This is a genomic window from Minwuia sp., from assembly GCF_048263705.1.
Lineage (GTDB): Bacteria > Pseudomonadota > Alphaproteobacteria > Minwuiales > Minwuiaceae > Minwuia.
Genome location: NZ_JBLXDV010000014.1, coordinates 1 through 17,291, shown reverse-complemented (window position 1 = coordinate 17,291; position 17,291 = coordinate 1). Strand labels below are relative to the sequence as shown.

Below are 17,291 nucleotides of genomic sequence, written 5' to 3'. Positions count from 1 at the left end.
GGGCGGCTTCCAGCTTGTATGTCGATGCACTGGTTCCAGTCCGCAAGTGGCCAACGCCCGGTCACCACGTTCCTTCCGCATCCGGCACATGATATAGAAGGTGCAACACGGTGCATGTCCCCGCAAAGAGGGGCGCGACGATGCGGGAGATTGCGATGCGATTTGGCGGACTTCTTACCGGCTTGGCCATCGCGGTGATGATGGCTGTCCCGTCCCGTGCCGCCGAACAGTTCATCCCCATCGCCGCCTACTGGACCGGTCCCTATGCCGCCAGCGGCTCGGCCATCGGTAACGGGATGGCCGACTACTACGAGCTTCTGAACATTCGCGATGGCGGCATCAACGGTGTGAGGCTGGTCTACGAGAAATGCGAGACCGCCTACAAGGCGGATCGGGTCGTCGAGTGCTATGAGAAGATGAAGGCGAAGGGGGTGAGCGGCGCGCCGTTCTTTCACCCGCTGTCGACGGATGCCACCTACGCCATTCTGGAACGTTCCGAAAAGGACCGCATTCCCCTGCTGACCATCGGGTCGGGGCGCTCCGACGGATCGGACGGTCGCGTGTTTCCATATCTTTTCCCGGCGCTTACCAACTACTGGAGCCAGTCGACGGCCAAGATACGGTTCATCGCCCAGTTGCGCGGCGGCATCGAGAAGCTGAAGGGCATGAAGATCGCCAACCTCTATCACGACTCCGCCTACGGCAAGGAAACCATCCCGGTCCTGGCCGTCCAGGCAGAGCGTTACGGGTTCGAGGTGCGGAACTTTCCCGTTGCGCATCCCGGTCTGGATCAGAAGGCGATCTGGCTGCAGATCGCCCGACAGTTCCGCCCCGACTATGTCATCCTGCGGGGCTGGGGCGTGATGAATCCCACGGCGCTGAACGAGGCTGCCCGGGTCGGCTTTCCGGCGGATCGCATCATCGGCGTCTGGTGGTCGGGGTCCGAGGAGGACACGCGACCCGCAGGCGATGCGGCCAACGGCTACTACGCTGCCGGATTTCACGCCGCAGGCAAGGACTTCCCAGTCATCCGCGACATGATCAGGCATGTCTATGACGCGGGCAAGGGCTCGCTCGACAAGAAGCGGATCGGCACGATCTACGCGAACCGGTCCGTGGCGATGGCCATGATCGGTGCCGAGGCGATCCGTGACGCGATGAAGATGGTGGAAGAGGATCGTCCGGTCACCGGCGCGGAAGTGCAGGCCGCGCTGGAACAGTTGACGTTCGACAGTGCACGTCTGGAGCGGCTGGGGGCAACGGGGCTGATCCCCGAGTTCTCAATGACCTGCGAGGATCACGAGGGCGGCGGTCCCGTGCGGTTCCTGCAATGGAAGGACGGGGCCTGGACATCGGCGTCGGACTGGATCGAGACCGACCAGTCCATTGTCAGGCCGCTGGTGGAGGCATCGGCAGCCACCTATGCGAACGAGAAGGGTATCGCGCTAAGGTGCCAGTAGGACCCGGATCCGGCGTCCGACGCCGTTCAGCGCAGCGCTGAACGAATCCGGTCGGCTGTTTCCGCGGGCACCCAGTCTGTCCAGATGTCCTCGCGTGATTTCAGAAACTGTGCGGCGGCGGCATCCGCGCCACGGCCCGAGCGGTTCATGTCCGCGAGCGCCTCGGAGATCAGCGCGTTGTTTGTCCGGTAGCGGGAGAGGAAGCTGACGAGGGCCGGGGCCTGTTCGTGAAACGCCTTGTGGACCGCAATCGTGATCTCTGACGTGGGATAGGCGGTGGCCTTCTCCGGGTTTCGGTCCCGTGTCAGCCGCTGCCAGACCACCGGATCGTAGGCAGGCTCTTCCAGCATCACCAGATCGTAGGCGCCAAGCACCCATGTGGGGCCCCAGTAATAGGTCAGGAACGGTTCGCGCCGCTCGTAGTGACGGTCGATGGCCTTGATGAGTGCCTTGCCCGAAGCGGGCCGGAAGTTCGTGAAATGCGCATCCAGGCCATAGGCCTGAAGCTTGGCGGTGTTGATCGGCTCGCAGCCCCAGCCCAGCATGCAGTTGTAGAAGCGGCCCTTTCGCCGGTCTTCCGGGTCGGCGAACAGGGACTTGTGCGCGGGAAGGTCGCTGACGGCCCTGAGGTCCGGCGCAGGGGCATCCGGTCCTTGGGTCAGATAGGCCGGAATGAACCAGCCCTGGATGGCGTCCGGATAGTTGACGCCCAGTTCGACCACGGACCCGGTGCGCATGGCTTCGGGCCAGAGTTTCGGCAGATTGTCCTTCCAGACTTCCATGGTGATATCGACATCACCCCGGGTCATGGCCTTGAACAGCGGTCGGGTGCTGCCCGTCGCGATCTCGACCCGGCAGCCGAAGCCGTCTCTCAGAATGCGGGAGGCCAGTGCGGCATGGAAAGCGTTCGAGTCCCAGTTGAGGCCGGCAATGACGATGGGACGGTCGATTTCGCACTGTTGGGGGGCGTGCTTGCCCGCGAAGGCAGCCGGACTGATCATCGCCGAAGCGGCAAGGATCAGTCCGGCCAGAGCCCTTCGCATTACGCGGTGGCTTTGTTGCGTCCGGTTACCCAGGCCAGCGCCATCGCCGGAACGCCGATGACCAGTCCGGCGATGACCAGTTCCACATGGGTGAAACCCGTCAGTTTGCCGCCAGGGGCCAGGAACAGCAGCGCCGCACAGCCGATCGCCAGCCGGATGGGCCATTGCAGGATCGCGTTACCGTTCATCCGTCCGATACCGATCAGATACCCCTGCAACGCCGACGCCATCAGAATGACCCCGATGACCGCCGTGGCCGTCACGGTGAGAACCTGTGTCACGGTCCCCTGCATGATCAGACCCGGGTTCAGCACGAAGAAGAACGGAATGAAGTAGATCACCGATCCCATGCGCATGGCCTCGAAGCCGGTTCGCATCGGGTTCGAGCCCGCCAGCGTTGCCGCCGCGAACGCACCCAGGGCAACCGGCGGCGTGATGAAGCTGAGCATGCCCCAGTAGAGCATAAACATGTGAACGGCCATGGGGTTCAGCCCGGACTGCGTCAGCGCCGGTGCCAGCGTGATCGCGAGGATGATGTAGGCGACGGTCACCGTGACGCCGATACCCATCACGAAACTCGCCAGCGCCCCCATGATCAGCAGCAGGAAGACATCGCCACCGGCCAGCGTCAGCAACTCGTTCGCCAGCGTGGAGATCTTCGCCGTCATCGACAGCGCACCGACGATCATGCCGATACCGGCCAGGATCGCAGCCAGCTCGGCAAACAGCCGCCCCACCGCGATGATGAACTTCCAGACGTGCTCCATTTTCCAGCGGTTGTGCGGCGTGATCTGGTTGATCACGATGATCATCGCCGTTGCGTAATAGGGGGCCAGCGCCTCGCGCTGCAGGTACAGCAGCATGAACACCAGCAGCAGGAACACGAAGATGTAGTGCCAGCCTTCGCGCATGGTATCGCGCAACCGCGGCATCTCCGCCTTCGGCAGGCCCTCCAGCCCGGCACGGGCCGCGTAAGAGTCGATCTGCATGAACAGGCCGAAGAAGTACAGGAACGACGGGATGGCCGCCGCGATGATGATCTCCGAGTAGGGGACGTTCAGGTAGATCGCCATGATGAACGCCGTGGCGCCCATGATCGGCGGCATCAGAACGCCGCCCGTGGATGCGCAGGCTTCGACGCCGCCGGCGAGCGACGGGCGGAAGCCGGTGCGGATCATGGCCGGGATCGACAGGGCACCCGTGGTCATGACGTTGGTGATGACCGAACCGCTCATCGAACCCATGAGGCCGGACGAGAAGATCGCGACCTTCGCCGGACCGCCGCGCACATGGCCCAGCAGGGAAAACGCCAGATTCAGGAAGAACTTGCCGCCACCCGTATGCTGCAGCGCGACGCCGAACATCAGGAAGCCGATCACCAGATTGGCGAAGGCGCGGAACGGGATGCCCAGAATGGATTCGGAGGAGATCGCGTGATAGGCGACGGTCTTGCCAAAGGGTTCGTTCTCGAAGGTTTCGAGGGGATCGGGCAGCCACTCGCCAAACAGCGGATAAAGCGAAAAGACGAGGGCGATGATGAAGACCGAGAGTCCCGCGGCACGGCGCGTGGCCTCAAGCACCAGCACCCAGAGAATTCCGGCCGCGATCTGGATGTGCGTGGGTGCCGCCCATTCCCAGCCGAGATCCACGATATCGCGGGCATAGGTAAACAGATATAGGTTCGCACCGACTGCGGCGAGCATCAGGATGATGTCGAAACCGAACAGGGCGCGGTCCCGCGGGCTTCCGCCGTCCGTGTAGGGACGCATGGGAAATACCAGAAAGCACAGCGGCAGCAGCAGTGCCAGCAGTACGAAGAAATACTGGGTGTCGATCGGCACGTATCCGAACGTATGACCCAGATTGAAAAGCTTATAAATCGAAAGAAGGACCGTGATCACCGTGATCGCGATCAGCATGCCGCGCCAGAAAGGCGACAGTGGCCGATACCGGAATTCGGTATCGGCCACCACCATCTTCACCTGACCGGCTGCCGGCGCGCCCCCATCGGGGCCCGCCGGCTGTGCGCCAGCTTGGTTTGCCATTCAGATCAACCGGTTTACTTGAAAACGACCGGCAGGCCGGCGTCTTCCAGAGCCTTGGCGCGGATCGGCATCCACTTGGCCAGCACGGCGTCCTTTTCCATGCCGGAGATGTCGCCCATCGAATCCCAGGCTTCCTTGATCAGGAGCTGGCGCTTGATCAGCGTGGCGTTGTTGGCTTCGGCTTCAGCCGACCAGACACCCATCTCCTTGTAAAAGCGCACGGCACCCTCGTGGTAGGGCATGCCCCAGACCAGCGTCTGGTTTTCCATCGCCCAGCCGGCGGCACCCGGAGCGGAATCCTTGAACTTCGGGAACTGTTCCTGGATCGCCTTGGCCAGGGCGTAGACTTCGTCCGCGCTCTGATCGGCGTTGGTGATCAGGATCGGGTACGGATAGACGTAGCCGACATGCGGTTTCTCCTCGGAGATGTCCGCACCCTTGGTCGCCACATGCTGCAGCGCGATCGGCTGCGCCTCGTTCAGGCGCTTCCAGCCTTCTGCATCGTCGTGCGGCAGAGGCGGCCAGTGAATGCCACGCGGCGAAGCAGCCAGACGCTGTGCGTGCGGCGTGATCGTCGACATGAAGGCGGCGTCGGACTGACCGTTGATGATCGCATCGACAGAGGCCTTGAAGCCCGAAACCTCGACCTTCTGGACGTCGTCCCAGGTCAGGCCCGCGAAGGCCATGTTGGCTGCGGCATTCCAGTTGAGCGCATCGCCGGCGACCACATAGGAAACGCGCTTGCCCTTGAGATCCGCCATGGTCTTGATGTTGGCGTCCTTGGCGGTCGCGAGACCCAGATTGTTCGCACCGATCGCGGTCATGACAACGCGCAGCGGCTGCGGGCCCCATTCCTCGGACGCGAACAGGAAGGCTGCTTCCTGGCCGAAGTAGGCTGCCGCACCGCAGGCGCAGTAGTCGGCCTGGCCATCGCGCAGCGGGGCCATGCGGGACACGTCGTTCTTGCCCGGAATGACGCGCATCTTGGTGCCATAGGCATCCTTCAGCGCATTGCCGATGGCCACCGACTGGGCATAGCCCGAAGCCGTGGTGCCATAGGCCGTCCATGTCATCTTTTCCGGCAGATCGGCGGCACCGGCAATAGCGGGCGCGACGACCATTGCTGCGACAGCAGCGGTCTTGACGATAAACTTCATAGAGAATCTCCTCCCTGAACCAAGCACATCGCTTTTCCATCGATATGCAACTTCCCTAATCTTCGCAGAGAGGCGATGATCCTGCAACTATGGTATCGACGATAAACCAATGAATAAGAAAACAATACCAGCAGGTATCAAGTGCCGGATATGCAACCGACCGGCGTCAGGGGAGATGGAAACATGAGCAGCACCGCAGCAGACCTTATTGTCGCCTGCCTTGAAGCGGAGGGCGTCGATCGCGCGTTCTGCGTTCCGGGCGAAAGCTATCTGGCGACGCTGGATGCGTTCGCCCGCCGCAACAGGATCGAGCTTGTGCAGTCCCGTCACGAATCGGGCGCCGGTTTCATGGCGGTGGCGGACGCGAAGCTGACGGGCCGGCCGGGCATCGCGCTGGTGAGCCGCGGGCCGGGAGCCACCAACGCCTCAATCGCCGTGCATACGGCCGAGCAGGACGCCGTGCCCATGATCCTGTTCATCGGTCAGGTCGCCCGTGATGAACTGGGCCGCGGCGCGTTTCAGGAAGTGGACTACTCCCGGATGTTCGGTGAGATGGCCAAGGCTGTCTGGACGATCATGGATGCTGACCGGATACCGGAGATCGTCTCCCGCGCGTTCCAGATCGCATGCAGCGGCACGCCCGGCCCCGTCGTCATCGTGCTGCCGGAAGACATGCAGTTCGACGAGACCACCGCGCGCCCGCTGGAACCGATGGCGGTGTCGAAGGTGCGTGCCGCAGACCAGGACCTGGCGCGAATCGGAGACATGCTGGCCAGGGCGGAGCGACCGCTGATCATCGCCGGCGGACTGCTGGACCACGCCGCGGGCCGAGCGGCCCTGCGTGCGGCGGCGGAGAAATGGTCGGTGCCCGTCGCCACCAGCTTCAAGCATCAGGATATCTTTCCCAACGAACTGCCGCTGTTCGCCGGGCATCTGGGCTTCAATATCCCCAAGCCGCAGGTGGACCTGCTGTCGGACAGCGATCTGATTCTCGCCATCGGCACCCGGCTCGGCGATACGACGACCCAGGGGTACGTTTTCCCCTCGATTCCGCCGGCCCAGACCCTGATCCACGTGCATCCCGATGCCAATGTGGTTGGCCGGATCTTTTCCGCCGACCTCGGGCTCACCGTCGATCCGACGCTGTTCCTGGAGGCGCTGGCGCAGGCGGGACCGACGCAACAACCCGACCGTCAGTCCTGGATCGGACGGATCAAGGACTACATCGACGGCCTGATGGGGGGCGCCCCCGAACCTGCCGATGACGGTGTGAACTTCGGGCTGGTGATCGAGGCGCTGCGCCCGCACCTGGCGGAAGACGCGATTCTGATCACCGACGCGGGCAACTTCTCAAGCTGGGTCCACCGCCATATCCGTCTGAACGGAAGGCAACAGATGATCGGTGCGGTTTCCGGGGCGATGGGCATGGGGACGCCCGCGGCGGTGGCCGCCGGTCTGAGATGTCCGGACCGCCAGATCATCACCTTCCTGGGGGACGGGGGATCGATGATGACAGGCAACGAGCTTGCAACAGCCATGGCACAGGGCGTCAAGGTCAAGGCCTTCATTTCCAACAACGGTTCCTACGGCACGATCCGCCTGCATCAGGAGAAGTTCTTCCCCGGCACGGTCGCGGCGACGCCGCTGGTCAATCCTGATTTCGCCAAATACGGCGAAGCGTTCGGCGCGAAGGGTGTGACGATCACCATGCAGGACGATATCGAGGCGAAAGTCGCCGAGGTCATGGCGCACGACGGTCCCGTGGTCGTCGATGTGCATTCCAGTCTGGAGCGAATCTCCGCCTTCCTGTCGATCGCGGATCTGAAGGGGTAGGCGGCGGACGATCGTCTGGTTCAGGGAGTCATCGGGCGCGGAGGGATCGCGCCCGTAGTGCCTCAGGTCGAAGAGAAGGACAGGTCGATCGCTCCTTTGCGCAGAAGGGCCGTGGCCTGACTGGCCTGCATCGGCTCGGCGATCAGGAAGCCCTGCGCGTGCGTCGATCCTTGGCTGCGTACGAAATCGAGCTGCGCCACGGTTTCGATACCTTCCGATACCGTGGTCATGTTCATCTCCCGTGCCATGCTGAGGATCGAACTGGTGATGGCGCGGCTGTCCTGATCGGTCTCCAGACCGTTGACGAAACTCTTGTCGATCTTCACTTCGTCGGCGGACAGGGAGAGCAGGTTGGTGAGCGAACCGTATCCGGTTCCGAAATCATCCAGTGAAATCAGGACTCCCTGCGCGCGCAGTTTCGCGACGCGCGCGCCGGCACCGGTGCCCTGATTGGTCAGCAGGACATTCTCGGTCACTTCGATCTTCAGCAGTCCGGGGGCGATATTCGCCGCTTTCAGGCGTTCGACAAGGTCGGCCTGCATGCCGGCTTCCCCGAGATCCGACGTGGCGGCGTTGAGCGATATCCGCGGTGTCCGCCCGCTCATTTTTTGCCACTCGCCGAGCCGTTGAATGACCGCGTCGCGCATGATGAAGCCGAGTTCACGTGAGATGCCCGGTTCCAGCAGTGCGGGCCAGAACTCAAGCGGACCCGAGAAGGATCCGTCCGGCATGCGGACCCGGACCAGGGCCTCGAAGCCATCGACCCGCCCGCTCTCCAGCGATACGATCGGCTGAAAGAACGCCGTGACCCGGTCTTCGTCGATCGCACTCTGCAGGAAGCCGGCGGCATTCTCGCGAACCTCGAATCTGGCCGCCATCTCGCTTTCGAAGAAGACGATGCCGGAGGCGTCCGGCGACGCGTCATCATAGGCCACACGAAGCGCCAGATCGGCCGACCGCAGCAGGCGCGAGGCGCTGGTTCCGTCGGCGGGATGGAACGCGACAGCGCATCTGGGTTCGATGTCGATCCGGCGGTTCAGGATGGCGACCTTGCGGTTCAGGATTGCCAGCGTCCGGGTCAGTCTCTTGCGCAGCAGTTCCGGACGCGGGCGCTCCCGGGTCAGGATCGAGAACCCTTCGTAGGACGTGCGCGCCAGAAACTCGCCGTCTCCAAGGGCCGAACGCAGTTCACGGGCGATCTCACGCAGCATGATGTCGGTCAGCGACATGCCGTAGGAATGCCGCACCACCGAGATACTGGGGATGCCGATCTCGATCAGCGCGAAGGTCTTTCCGCCCGACTCCCTGATCCAGTGTGCCAGTTCCTTCTCGAAACACTGGCTGTTCGGCACGCCCGTCACCGGGTCCGTGCTGTTCGCCGCGGCCAGCGATGACTGGATGTCATGAAGGTCGGAGATATCCTGAAAAACGCCCGCAATGCAGGGCGTGCCGTTCTCGGTGACCGACTTTTCGCCGCGTACGCGCACCCATCGCGGCCGGCCGCCGGCGTCCGTGAACGAGGCCTGAAGGTCGAATGGCCGTCCCGTCTCCCGCGTGGCGGCAAGGCTGTCCTCAATGCGTTTGCGGTCCTCTTCGGGATAGAAGGCGAGCGCCTCGGCCAGGGAGGGTTCACGCTGGACGGCCAGACCGTGCAGGTCGAAAACGCCCCGGCTCCAGATGACTTCCTCGGTCTCCAGGTCCAGACACCAGTGGCCGGCATGCAGGGTCGACTCGACGCGCTCGCACTGTTCGCGCAGGTTCTGGACCTGCGCACGGGCGGCTGAAATCCGATCCTGATGGCTCTCTGCCATTTGCGAAGCTTCGATGCTCAGGATCAGCCGCTCTATGATGCTGGCGAAACGCGTCAGGACTGAAGTGTCCGTTTCGGTGATCCGGCGTGGCTGGGTATCGGCGACACAGACGGTCCCGATGCGATGACCGCCCGATGTGCGTATCGGGGTGCCGGCATAGGCGCGCAGGTGAGGTTCGGCTGTCACGACCGGATTCTGGCTGAACCGTGCATCCAGCGTCAGATCCTCGATGACGAGGGGCACGTCATCGAGGATTGTGTGATCGCAAATGGCGATCTGGCGCGGCATTTCTGTCAGATTCATGCCGTGAATGGATTTGAACCACTGGCGGTCCCGGTCGACAAGCGACACAAATCCGACCGGAAACTTCAGGATATCCATCAGGTTCGAGACGAGGTGATCCATGTCCGGATCGGTCGGCGTGTCCAGCAGATTCAGGGCATGCAGGGCCGAAAGCCGATCTTCTTCCGGCTGCGCATGTTTGCGTTCAATGTTTCGGGCACTCATGGATTCCGTCCAATCACGAACTGGCATCACTCCCAATTGAGTGACTCCTATACTACACGGACAGAGTGGCTGCTATTGATTAACCAATCATGAATGATTGAAACAGTGATGCGGACTACACGTCAGGGTCGCGCTGTTCCCTGACCGTGGCGAGGATGATCAGGCCGACAACCAGAAAGATCAGGATGACCGAAACACCGGCACGGACGCTTTCCGTACCCGCCGTGACGCGCGCGATCGCAAAGGGGGCCAGGAAGGCCGTCACCTTGCCGGAAAGGGAAAACAGACCGAAGTACTGACCCAGCTGATCCGGCGGTGCCAGACGTGCGACCATGGACCGGCTCGCGGCCTGTGCGGGACCGGCAACGACGCCCAGGACCGCGGTGAGGCCCATCACGATCAACTCGGCGGTCGACGCGAACAGTCCGTCATCGGGTGTCGGGAAATCCATCGGTACCACGAAGGCGACCTTGCCATCGCCAACCGAGATCAGCCCGAGGGTCACCAGGAACAGCCCGCCGATGGACAGGAACAGGGTCGGCTTCGATCCGATGCGGTCGTCCAGCCAGCCGCCGATCAGGCTGCCGGGGATGCCGGCAATCAGGGCGACGATGCCGAACAGGCCCAGTTCGGTCAGACCCCAGCCGAACTGTGCCGCGACATAGACCCCGCCGAACGCGAAGATGGCGTTCAGGCCGTCGTAGTAGATCATCCGCGCGATCAGGAAGCGAAAGATATTGGGACGCTGCGGCAGGGTCCGCAGCGTATGGCGCAGTTCCCGCAGACCGGCCCGTACCGCCTCGACACGGTCATCCACCAGCTTCGGCACATCGGGCGTCCACAGCATGAAGGGGATGATGAAAAGCGCGAACCACAGCCCCGAGAAGGGTCCGGCCAGCCGCTCGGCGATGAAGCTGCCTTCGGAAAATTCGGGGCCTGCGACACCGGGCATCTGCCCGGTCACGATCAGCATGATGATCAGCGCGATCAGCCCGCCGACATAACCCATCGCCCAGCCATAGCCGGACAGCTTGCCGACCTGGCCGTCCTTGGCCAATGTCGGCAGCATGGCGTTGTTGAAGACGATGGAGAATTCCGCTCCGATCACGCCCAGCACCACGAAGAAGATCACCAGATTGATGCGCCCGTCGCTGGCGTCCGGCACCGCGAACCACAGGCCGAAGCAGGCGAGCACGCAGAGCATGGTGAACCCGGCAACCCAGGGCTTGCGCGGCCCGGTGGCATCGGCCAGCGAGCCGAGTACGGGTGCCATGAAGGCCATGATCAGACCGGCGATGGTCTGGGTGTCGCCCCACAGGACCTGCCCCTCGGCCGGGTTGCCGACGACCTGGGCCACGAAATACGGCCCGAAGATGAAGGTGAAGATGATGGTGAAGAACGGTTGCGCCGCCCAGTCATACATCGCCCAGCCGAGGCGGGCCTTGAAACTGGTCTGCATCGGCTGTTCTCCCCCTCAACCGCTCTCTCCAAGCGACCGAGACTAACGAAAGTTGGTGCGAACGGAACTGCTTTTGCTAGAATGCCGTCACGTTGACGTTAACGTCACTCTGCAGTTGCCGGGGTGACGCACTGTTCTGGGAGGAATTTAGCATGGTTCAGCACATCACGCATGACGCGTCCTACGATACCGTCGATCGCGACGCATTTCCGGTGATGATGGATGTCGGGCGCTACAACCGGCGCACGGATGCATTCGACCAGATCATCTCGGCGACCCACGACCATTTCTGGGATCCGCTGGACGCCAAGTACGTGGACTATACGCAGGACTTCGATCTGGAGAACGAATACCTGATGCCGCCGGAGCAGGTGCCGGAACTGACGGGCGCGGTCTATGACCGGCTGGACGAGGGTCAGCGCATCAGGCTGGCCAATGAATCCACCCGCTGGGGGCTGTCGTCGATCCTGCACGGGGAGCAGGGCGCGCTGAGCCTGTCGGCCAGTCTGTGTCACATCCTGGTGGATCCGGGGGCGCAGGAGTATGCCACCAACCAGGCGCGCGAGGAGGCCCGTCACGTCACCGGATTCGCGAAGTATATCGGCAGCCGCTGGGGCACCGCCTATCCGGTCGGCGACTCGCTGGGCAGCCTGATGAACGAACTGGTCATGGCACCCGAGGTCTACAAGAAGCTGGTCGGCATGCAGATGCTGATCGAAGGTCTGGCCATGGGCGCGTTCGCGAACCTGCATCGCCATACAAACGACCCGGTGCTGAAACGCCTGGTGCAGCTTGTCATGACCGACGAGGCTTTCCATCACCGCTTCGGCAAGATCTGGGCGGACCGTACGATCCCGAAACTGTCCGAGAAAGAACATGAGATCGTCGAGACATGGGCGGCCAAGTGCTTCGAGACGCTGCTGTTCAACCTGACGAACATCCGCCAGAAGCGGGAGATCTATCCGCAGTTCGGTCTGGAATGGGAATGGGTCCGCGACTCGGTGCGTGAGGTCTATACCGACCGCGATGCCATGAAGCGCAACGATCTGCGCGATCCCACCAACATCATGCGCGTGCTGGTGAAGACGCTGCTGAACGCTGGCATCATCACCGAACGGACTCGTCCGCTCTATGCCAACTGGATCGACATCGACGATCTGGAAAAGGAAGAAGGGCTGCACATCGGCGAGGCCATCGCGGCCGACGGCATGGAATTCCTGAAGGAGCTGAACAAGGACCGGCGCGTCATCGGCCAGAAGCCGATCTGATCGGGCAGGTCCGGGCATGAGCGGGCCGTCGGGGTTCCAGGCGCACTGGGTGGATATCGAGCCGGAACGGTTCGAACGCTATCTGAAGATGTTCCGCTGGAACCCGGCGACCGCGCATTACTACGAAGCCGCCGACATCAGGCCGCGTCAGACCATCGTCGATTTCGGTTGCGGGCCGGGATTTGCCGCGGTCGAGTTTGCACGGCGGGTCGGACCGGATGGTCATGTGCACGCCGTGGATATCAATCGCCCGTTCGTCGAGCATGCCAGCGCCCTGGCCGCAGAGCAGGGGCTGTCGGATCGCATCAGCGTGCACCTGCTGGACGATGACGCGCTGCCGCTCGACGGCGGTACGGCGGACCGGGTGATCGCGCGCAACACGATCATCTATGTCGCTGATCCGGTTACGACGTTCCGGGAGTTCCGTCGTGTCCTCAGGCCCGACGGTCTGGCGCATGCCATCGAGGGCGACTGGGGCATGATGATCGTGGAGCCGGTCCCGGCGGATGCGTGGCAGGCTCTGCTGCAGTCCGCGCGCTGGGCCTGGCCGAACGCGCTGATCGGGCGGCAGTTGCACGGCGTCGCGCGGCGGGCCGGTTTCAGTGAGATCGCGGTTCAACTGCTGGGGGCACCTGACAGTACGGGCCGGCTCTCGGGCATGATCGCCAATGCCATCGGCTATGCCCGCACGGCAGGTGAGCTTCCCCGGGATGAGATCGACCGTATCGAAGCGCTGATCGATCGGGCGCGGTCCGACGGCACCTATCTCGCGATCGCGCCACAGTTCGCGGTCACCGCGAAGGCGTGATCGCTGCGGCCCGGTTCACGTGGTCTTTTCTTTCGGGAAGGCAGTGCCGATGGCCCCGAAGATGAGCAGCGCGGCGATCAGTTCGGTCCAGCCCAGCCGTTCGCCCAGGATGAGCGCGGACGAACCGAGCCCGACCAGCGGTACCAGCAGGATCGACAGCGAAGAGGTCTTCACCGGCAGCCGCTTGACCAGCCAGAGGTAGGCCGCCACGCCGAAGACTTGGGCAATCAGGCCAGCGTAGATCGTGGCACCCACGGCCTGCCAGGACACCGGTTTCAGATCGGACATCTCCGGGATGGCCAGGACAACGATGGGCGCAGCGCCGAAGAAGAGCTGCCATGTCATGACCGGCATATGCGCCATGCCGTAGTCCATCTTCTTCTGCCAGACCGTGCCGAAGGCGAAGCACCACGCCGCCCCGATCATCACCAGAACGCCGACCGGGGTGCGACTGGCGGCGCGGATGTCCTCGCCGATCAGGATGGCCAGCCCGGCCATCGCCAGCACCAGACCGGCGACGCGCCAGCGGGTCACCTTCTCGCCCAGCATCGGAATGCTGATCAGGAAGGCCCAGACCGGCATCGTATAGGCGATCAATGCGGCGCGGCCCGCGCCGATCATGGTCACGCCAACCGCCGACAGGTAAAGCCATGCCCCTACGTTGAACAGACCGGCGATGGCGAGCGGCAGCCATGATCCCCTCGGCACCTTCAGGCTGTGTCCGGCGATCAGCGTGATCAGCGCCATGGCGACGACGGCCATCATCGAACCGATGGCACGGAACGGCAGGACGGGGATCTCGGTCGTGGCGATCTTCATCATCGGCCACAGCAGCCCCCAGACCATCACCAGCATGATGAAGATCATCAGTGCAAAGCTGTCGGGCCGCGCGGTGTCAGCAGGAGACGGGGTGGAGGAATCCGTGGACATGGCAGCGACAATAGGGCGTCACCGCTCGGTGCCAAGATGTGATCGCCTCGGCGGACTGCGGTTTGCGCATGGGCAGGTTGCAACAGTCCCGATTGCCCATCATGCGAATGATTTTCATTATGATTGACATGGTTTGCGATGGGCGGTAACTGATAATCAATCGCAACAACAAACTGGGCGTAGAAACATGAAATCCACGATTCGTACCTCTGTTCTCGGCCTCACGATGGCGGCCGGCATGGCGGCCCTCATTCCCGCTGTTGCCAGCGCAGCAGAGGAGGTCAATCTCTACTCATACCGGCAGCCGTTCCTGATGCAGCCGCTGACCGATGCCTTCACCGAGGAAACCGGCATCAAGGTCAACATGGTCTATGCCAACAAGGGCTTGCTGGAGCGTCTGAAGGCGGAAGGTGCCAATACACCGGCCGATGTCGTGATCACGACCAACGCCGGTCGCCTGAACGATCTGGTCGAAGAGGATCTGGTGCAGAGCGTGTCGTCGGATACGCTGAACGAGCGGGTCCCCGCCAACCTGCGCGATCCGGAGGGGCGCTGGTTTGCGATCACCAAGCGCGGGCGTATCATCTATGCCAGCCGTGACCGTGTGCCGGGTGATATGGCGCTGTCCTACGCCGATCTCGCCGATCCGAAGTGGAAGGGCAAGATCTGCACCCGCTCCGGCAAGCACGGCTACACCATCGACCTGGTCGCCGCGATGATCGCGCGCCATGGCGAGGACTGGACCGAGAACTGGCTGAAGGGTCTGAAGGCCAATCTGGCGCGCAAGCCCCAGGGCAATGACCGCGCGCAGATCAAGGGTGTGGCGTCCGGCGAGTGCGATCTGGCCATCGGCAACACCTACTACTACGGCGTGATGCTGTCGGACCCCGAGCAGAAGGGTGCCGCCGAGCAGGTGCGTCCCGTGTTTCCCGATCAGTCCGGTGAAGGCGCCCACATGAACATTTCCGGCGCTGCGGTGACCAAGCATGCGCAGAACAGGGAGAATGCGGTGAAACTCATCGAGTTCCTGGCAGGTCCGACCGCGCAGGGCATCTATGCCGCCCAGAACTATGAGTTTCCTGTTCTGGAGGACGCGAAACTGCATCCGATCGTCGAAGGGTTCGGCGACTTCAAGGAAGACGCGATCCAGGTCGACAAGATCGGTCGCGAACGGGTGAATGCGGCGAAACTGGTCGACAAGGTGAATTTCGACGGGTGAGCATCACCTACAGCAACAGCCCGGCGGTCGACGCCGGGATCCAGCGCACAGGGGCGCTCCGCGTCAGTTCTCTCGCCGTGATTTCGGCCGGGCTGATCGGGGTGCCCCTGATCGCGCTTGTTGTGTTTGCGCTGTCGGCGGAAGCCGCTGTCTGGCAGCATCTGATCGACACTTTCCTGCTGGACTACATTCTCAACACGCTGGCGCTCGCGCTGGGTGTCGGTGTCGGGGTGCTGATGCTGGGCGTCGGCGCGGCCTGGCTGGTGGCGATGTATCAGTTTCCCGGTCGCAACTGGTTCGAATGGGGCCTGATGCTGCCGCTGGCCGCGCCGTCCTACATCGTCGCCTTCGTCTACACGGATTTCCTCGACTATGCCGGTCCGGTGCAGACGTGGCTGCGGACCACCTTCGGATGGTCCTCGGCTTCCCAATACGCCTTTCCTGAAATCCGCAGTCTGGGTGGCGCGATCATCGTGATGTCGCTCGTCCTGTACCCTTACGTCTATCTGCTGGCGCGGACGGCCTTCCTGTCGCAGTCGCGGGCCGCTGTGGAGGCCGCGCGGACATTGGGCATGGATCAGGCGCGGGCGTTCTGGCGGGTCGCCCTGCCGATGGCCCGCCCTGCCATCGCCGTGGGCCTTGCGCTGGCCATGATGGAGACATTGAACGAATACGGCACCGTGGACTTCTTCGCCGTGCAGGTCTTCTCGACGGGCATCTATCACGTCTGGCTGAACATGGGCAGCCTGGACGGTGCGGCGGGGCTCGCACTGATGCTGGTGGCCGTGGTCGCGCTGCTGGTCTGGCTGGAACGCCGCAACCGTGCGGATCGCCGCTTTGCCGATCCGCGCCACGTGCGCGGCGCATCACCGCGCCAGAGTCTCACGCCCGGTCGGGCGGGGTTGGCATTCCTCGCCTGCCTGCTGCCGGTCTTCCTGGGGTTTCTGCTGCCGTTCGGCCTGCTGCTTTCTGAATCTCTCGGGCGTCTTGATACGCTGTTCGAAGGGCAACTGCTTGCCGGATTGCTGAGTTCGCTCGAACTGGCTTTCCTCGCCGCCCTGTGCGCGGCGGGCCTGGCCCTGTGGCTGGCCTATTCCGTCCGGGTCTCCGGCGGGCGCGGGCCTGTGGTCTGGGCGGCTCGATTTGCCAGTATCGGGTATGCCGTGCCCGGTGCCGTGCTGGCGGTAGGGATCCTGTTCCCGTTCGCCAGCTTCGACAATGCGCTGGATGGTGTGATGCGGGACTGGTTCGGTATCTCGACCGGCCTGCTGCTGTCGGGTTCGATCTTCGCGCTGCTGTTCGGATGCACGGTGCGGTTTCTCGCGCTGGCCTACGGTGCGACGGAATCCGGGATGGAGCGCGTGTCGCGCAACAATGATGATGCGGCGCGCCTGCTGGGCTGCACCTCGGTCGCGCTGGTGCGGCGGGTGCACTGGCCGCTGATCCGGGCCAGCGTACTGACCGGCGCGCTGCTGGTCTTCGTCGACACGATGAAGGAACTGCCCATGACCATGGCGCTCAGACCCTTCAACTTCGAGACACTGGCGACACTGGCACACCAGTATGCCACCGACGAGCAGTTCGCGGCCGCTGCACCCGGCGCGCTGGCCATCGTGCTGGCCGGTGTCGTGCCGGTGATCCTGATGAGCCGGATGATCCGGGGCGTATCCGCACCTAGAGCGTCCCCATATTTGATTGAATCGATTTAGGATTCCCAAATCAGTCTGGTTCTGATTCAACATGCTGGCTGG

The 17,291-nt window shown here is 63.1% G+C and carries 12 protein-coding genes; 6 read left to right on the top strand and 6 right to left on the bottom strand.

What is annotated here, in order from left to right:
- Positions 1-155: 155 nt before the first annotated feature.
- The gene (locus tag ACN0X7_RS17105) at positions 156-1,460 is read left to right on the top strand and encodes an ABC transporter substrate-binding protein (RefSeq protein WP_417519501.1); all 1,305 of its coding nucleotides are present in this window, start codon (positions 156-158) and stop codon (positions 1,458-1,460) included.
- Between the two features lie 26 nt (positions 1,461-1,486).
- On the opposite strand, the gene ACN0X7_RS17100 is transcribed toward ACN0X7_RS17105, so the two are convergent.
- From ACN0X7_RS17100 to ACN0X7_RS17090, 3 genes are read right to left on the bottom strand one after another with little or no spacing between them, the layout of a single operon-like run.
- A complete protein-coding gene (locus ACN0X7_RS17100; RefSeq protein ID WP_417519499.1) occupies positions 1,487-2,503 on the bottom strand; it encodes an ABC transporter substrate-binding protein in 1,017 nt (338 codons plus the stop codon).
- Positions 2,503-4,548 carry a TRAP transporter permease gene (locus ACN0X7_RS17095; RefSeq protein ID WP_417519497.1) on the bottom strand — a complete coding sequence of 682 codons (2,046 nt, stop codon included), beginning with the start codon at positions 4,546-4,548 and terminating at the stop codon, positions 2,503-2,505. Before ACN0X7_RS17095 ends, ACN0X7_RS17100 begins: the two co-directional genes overlap by 1 nt.
- A 14-nt stretch (positions 4,549-4,562) precedes the next feature.
- Positions 4,563-5,705 (bottom strand): TAXI family TRAP transporter solute-binding subunit, encoded by a 1,143-nt coding sequence (locus ACN0X7_RS17090; protein ID WP_417519495.1) that lies wholly within the window; start codon positions 5,703-5,705, stop codon positions 4,563-4,565.
- Between the two features lie 183 nt (positions 5,706-5,888).
- On the opposite strand from ACN0X7_RS17090, the gene ACN0X7_RS17085 reads away from it, so the two are divergent.
- On the top strand, positions 5,889-7,538 hold the full coding sequence (locus tag ACN0X7_RS17085) for a thiamine pyrophosphate-dependent enzyme (RefSeq protein ID WP_417519493.1): 1,650 nt from the start codon (positions 5,889-5,891) through the stop codon (positions 7,536-7,538).
- Positions 7,539-7,600: 62 nt separating this feature from the next.
- On the opposite strand, the gene ACN0X7_RS17080 is transcribed toward ACN0X7_RS17085, so the two are convergent.
- Positions 7,601-9,856 carry an EAL domain-containing protein gene (locus ACN0X7_RS17080; RefSeq protein ID WP_417519491.1) on the bottom strand — a complete coding sequence of 752 codons (2,256 nt, stop codon included), beginning with the start codon at positions 9,854-9,856 and terminating at the stop codon, positions 7,601-7,603.
- Between the two features lie 115 nt (positions 9,857-9,971).
- Positions 9,972-11,315 (bottom strand): MFS transporter, encoded by a 1,344-nt coding sequence (locus tag ACN0X7_RS17075; RefSeq protein WP_417519489.1) that lies wholly within the window; start codon positions 11,313-11,315, stop codon positions 9,972-9,974.
- 152 nt (positions 11,316-11,467) lie between these two features.
- Here ACN0X7_RS17075 and ACN0X7_RS17070 point away from each other — a divergent pair, with 152 nt between their 5' ends.
- Positions 11,468-12,583 carry a ferritin-like domain-containing protein gene (locus tag ACN0X7_RS17070; protein ID WP_417519487.1) on the top strand — a complete coding sequence of 372 codons (1,116 nt, stop codon included), beginning with the start codon at positions 11,468-11,470 and terminating at the stop codon, positions 12,581-12,583.
- 16 nt (positions 12,584-12,599) lie between these two features.
- Complete coding sequence (locus tag ACN0X7_RS17065; RefSeq protein ID WP_417519485.1) at positions 12,600-13,391, top strand: methyltransferase domain-containing protein; 792 nt, start codon at positions 12,600-12,602, stop codon at positions 13,389-13,391.
- A gap of 15 nt (positions 13,392-13,406) precedes the next feature.
- Here the strand turns inward: ACN0X7_RS17065 and ACN0X7_RS17060 are convergent, their stop codons facing one another.
- A complete protein-coding gene (locus ACN0X7_RS17060) occupies positions 13,407-14,321 on the bottom strand; it encodes a DMT family transporter (protein ID WP_417519483.1) in 915 nt (304 codons plus the stop codon).
- Between the two features lie 187 nt (positions 14,322-14,508).
- Between ACN0X7_RS17060 and ACN0X7_RS17055 the strand changes: the two genes are divergently transcribed.
- Entirely contained in the window at positions 14,509-15,540 is a 1,032-nt protein-coding gene (locus ACN0X7_RS17055; RefSeq protein ID WP_417519481.1) for a Fe(3+) ABC transporter substrate-binding protein, read from the top strand.
- Complete coding sequence (locus ACN0X7_RS17050) at positions 15,537-17,249, top strand: ABC transporter permease (RefSeq protein ID WP_417519479.1); 1,713 nt, start codon at positions 15,537-15,539, stop codon at positions 17,247-17,249. The genes ACN0X7_RS17055 and ACN0X7_RS17050 overlap by 4 nt, the downstream gene beginning before the upstream one ends.
- Positions 17,250-17,291: the final 42 nt, after the last annotated feature.

Bases quoted from the DNA above. Each gene is read 5' to 3' on its own strand.
- ACN0X7_RS17105 (WP_417519501.1), top strand. From the start codon at position 156: ATGCGATTTGGCGGACTTCTTACCGGCTTGGCCATCGCGGTGATGATG.
- ACN0X7_RS17100 (WP_417519499.1), bottom strand. From the start codon at position 2,503: ATGCGAAGGGCTCTGGCCGGACTGATCCTTGCCGCTTCGGCGATGATC.
- ACN0X7_RS17095 (WP_417519497.1), bottom strand. From the start codon at position 4,548: ATGGCAAACCAAGCTGGCGCACAGCCGGCGGGCCCCGATGGGGGCGCG.
- ACN0X7_RS17090 (WP_417519495.1), bottom strand. From the start codon at position 5,705: ATGAAGTTTATCGTCAAGACCGCTGCTGTCGCAGCAATGGTCGTCGCG.
- ACN0X7_RS17085 (WP_417519493.1), top strand. From the start codon at position 5,889: ATGAGCAGCACCGCAGCAGACCTTATTGTCGCCTGCCTTGAAGCGGAG.
- ACN0X7_RS17080 (WP_417519491.1), bottom strand. From the start codon at position 9,856: ATGAGTGCCCGAAACATTGAACGCAAACATGCGCAGCCGGAAGAAGAT.
- ACN0X7_RS17075 (WP_417519489.1), bottom strand. From the start codon at position 11,315: ATGCAGACCAGTTTCAAGGCCCGCCTCGGCTGGGCGATGTATGACTGG.
- ACN0X7_RS17070 (WP_417519487.1), top strand. From the start codon at position 11,468: ATGGTTCAGCACATCACGCATGACGCGTCCTACGATACCGTCGATCGC.
- ACN0X7_RS17065 (WP_417519485.1), top strand. From the start codon at position 12,600: ATGAGCGGGCCGTCGGGGTTCCAGGCGCACTGGGTGGATATCGAGCCG.
- ACN0X7_RS17060 (WP_417519483.1), bottom strand. From the start codon at position 14,321: ATGTCCACGGATTCCTCCACCCCGTCTCCTGCTGACACCGCGCGGCCC.
- ACN0X7_RS17055 (WP_417519481.1), top strand. From the start codon at position 14,509: ATGAAATCCACGATTCGTACCTCTGTTCTCGGCCTCACGATGGCGGCC.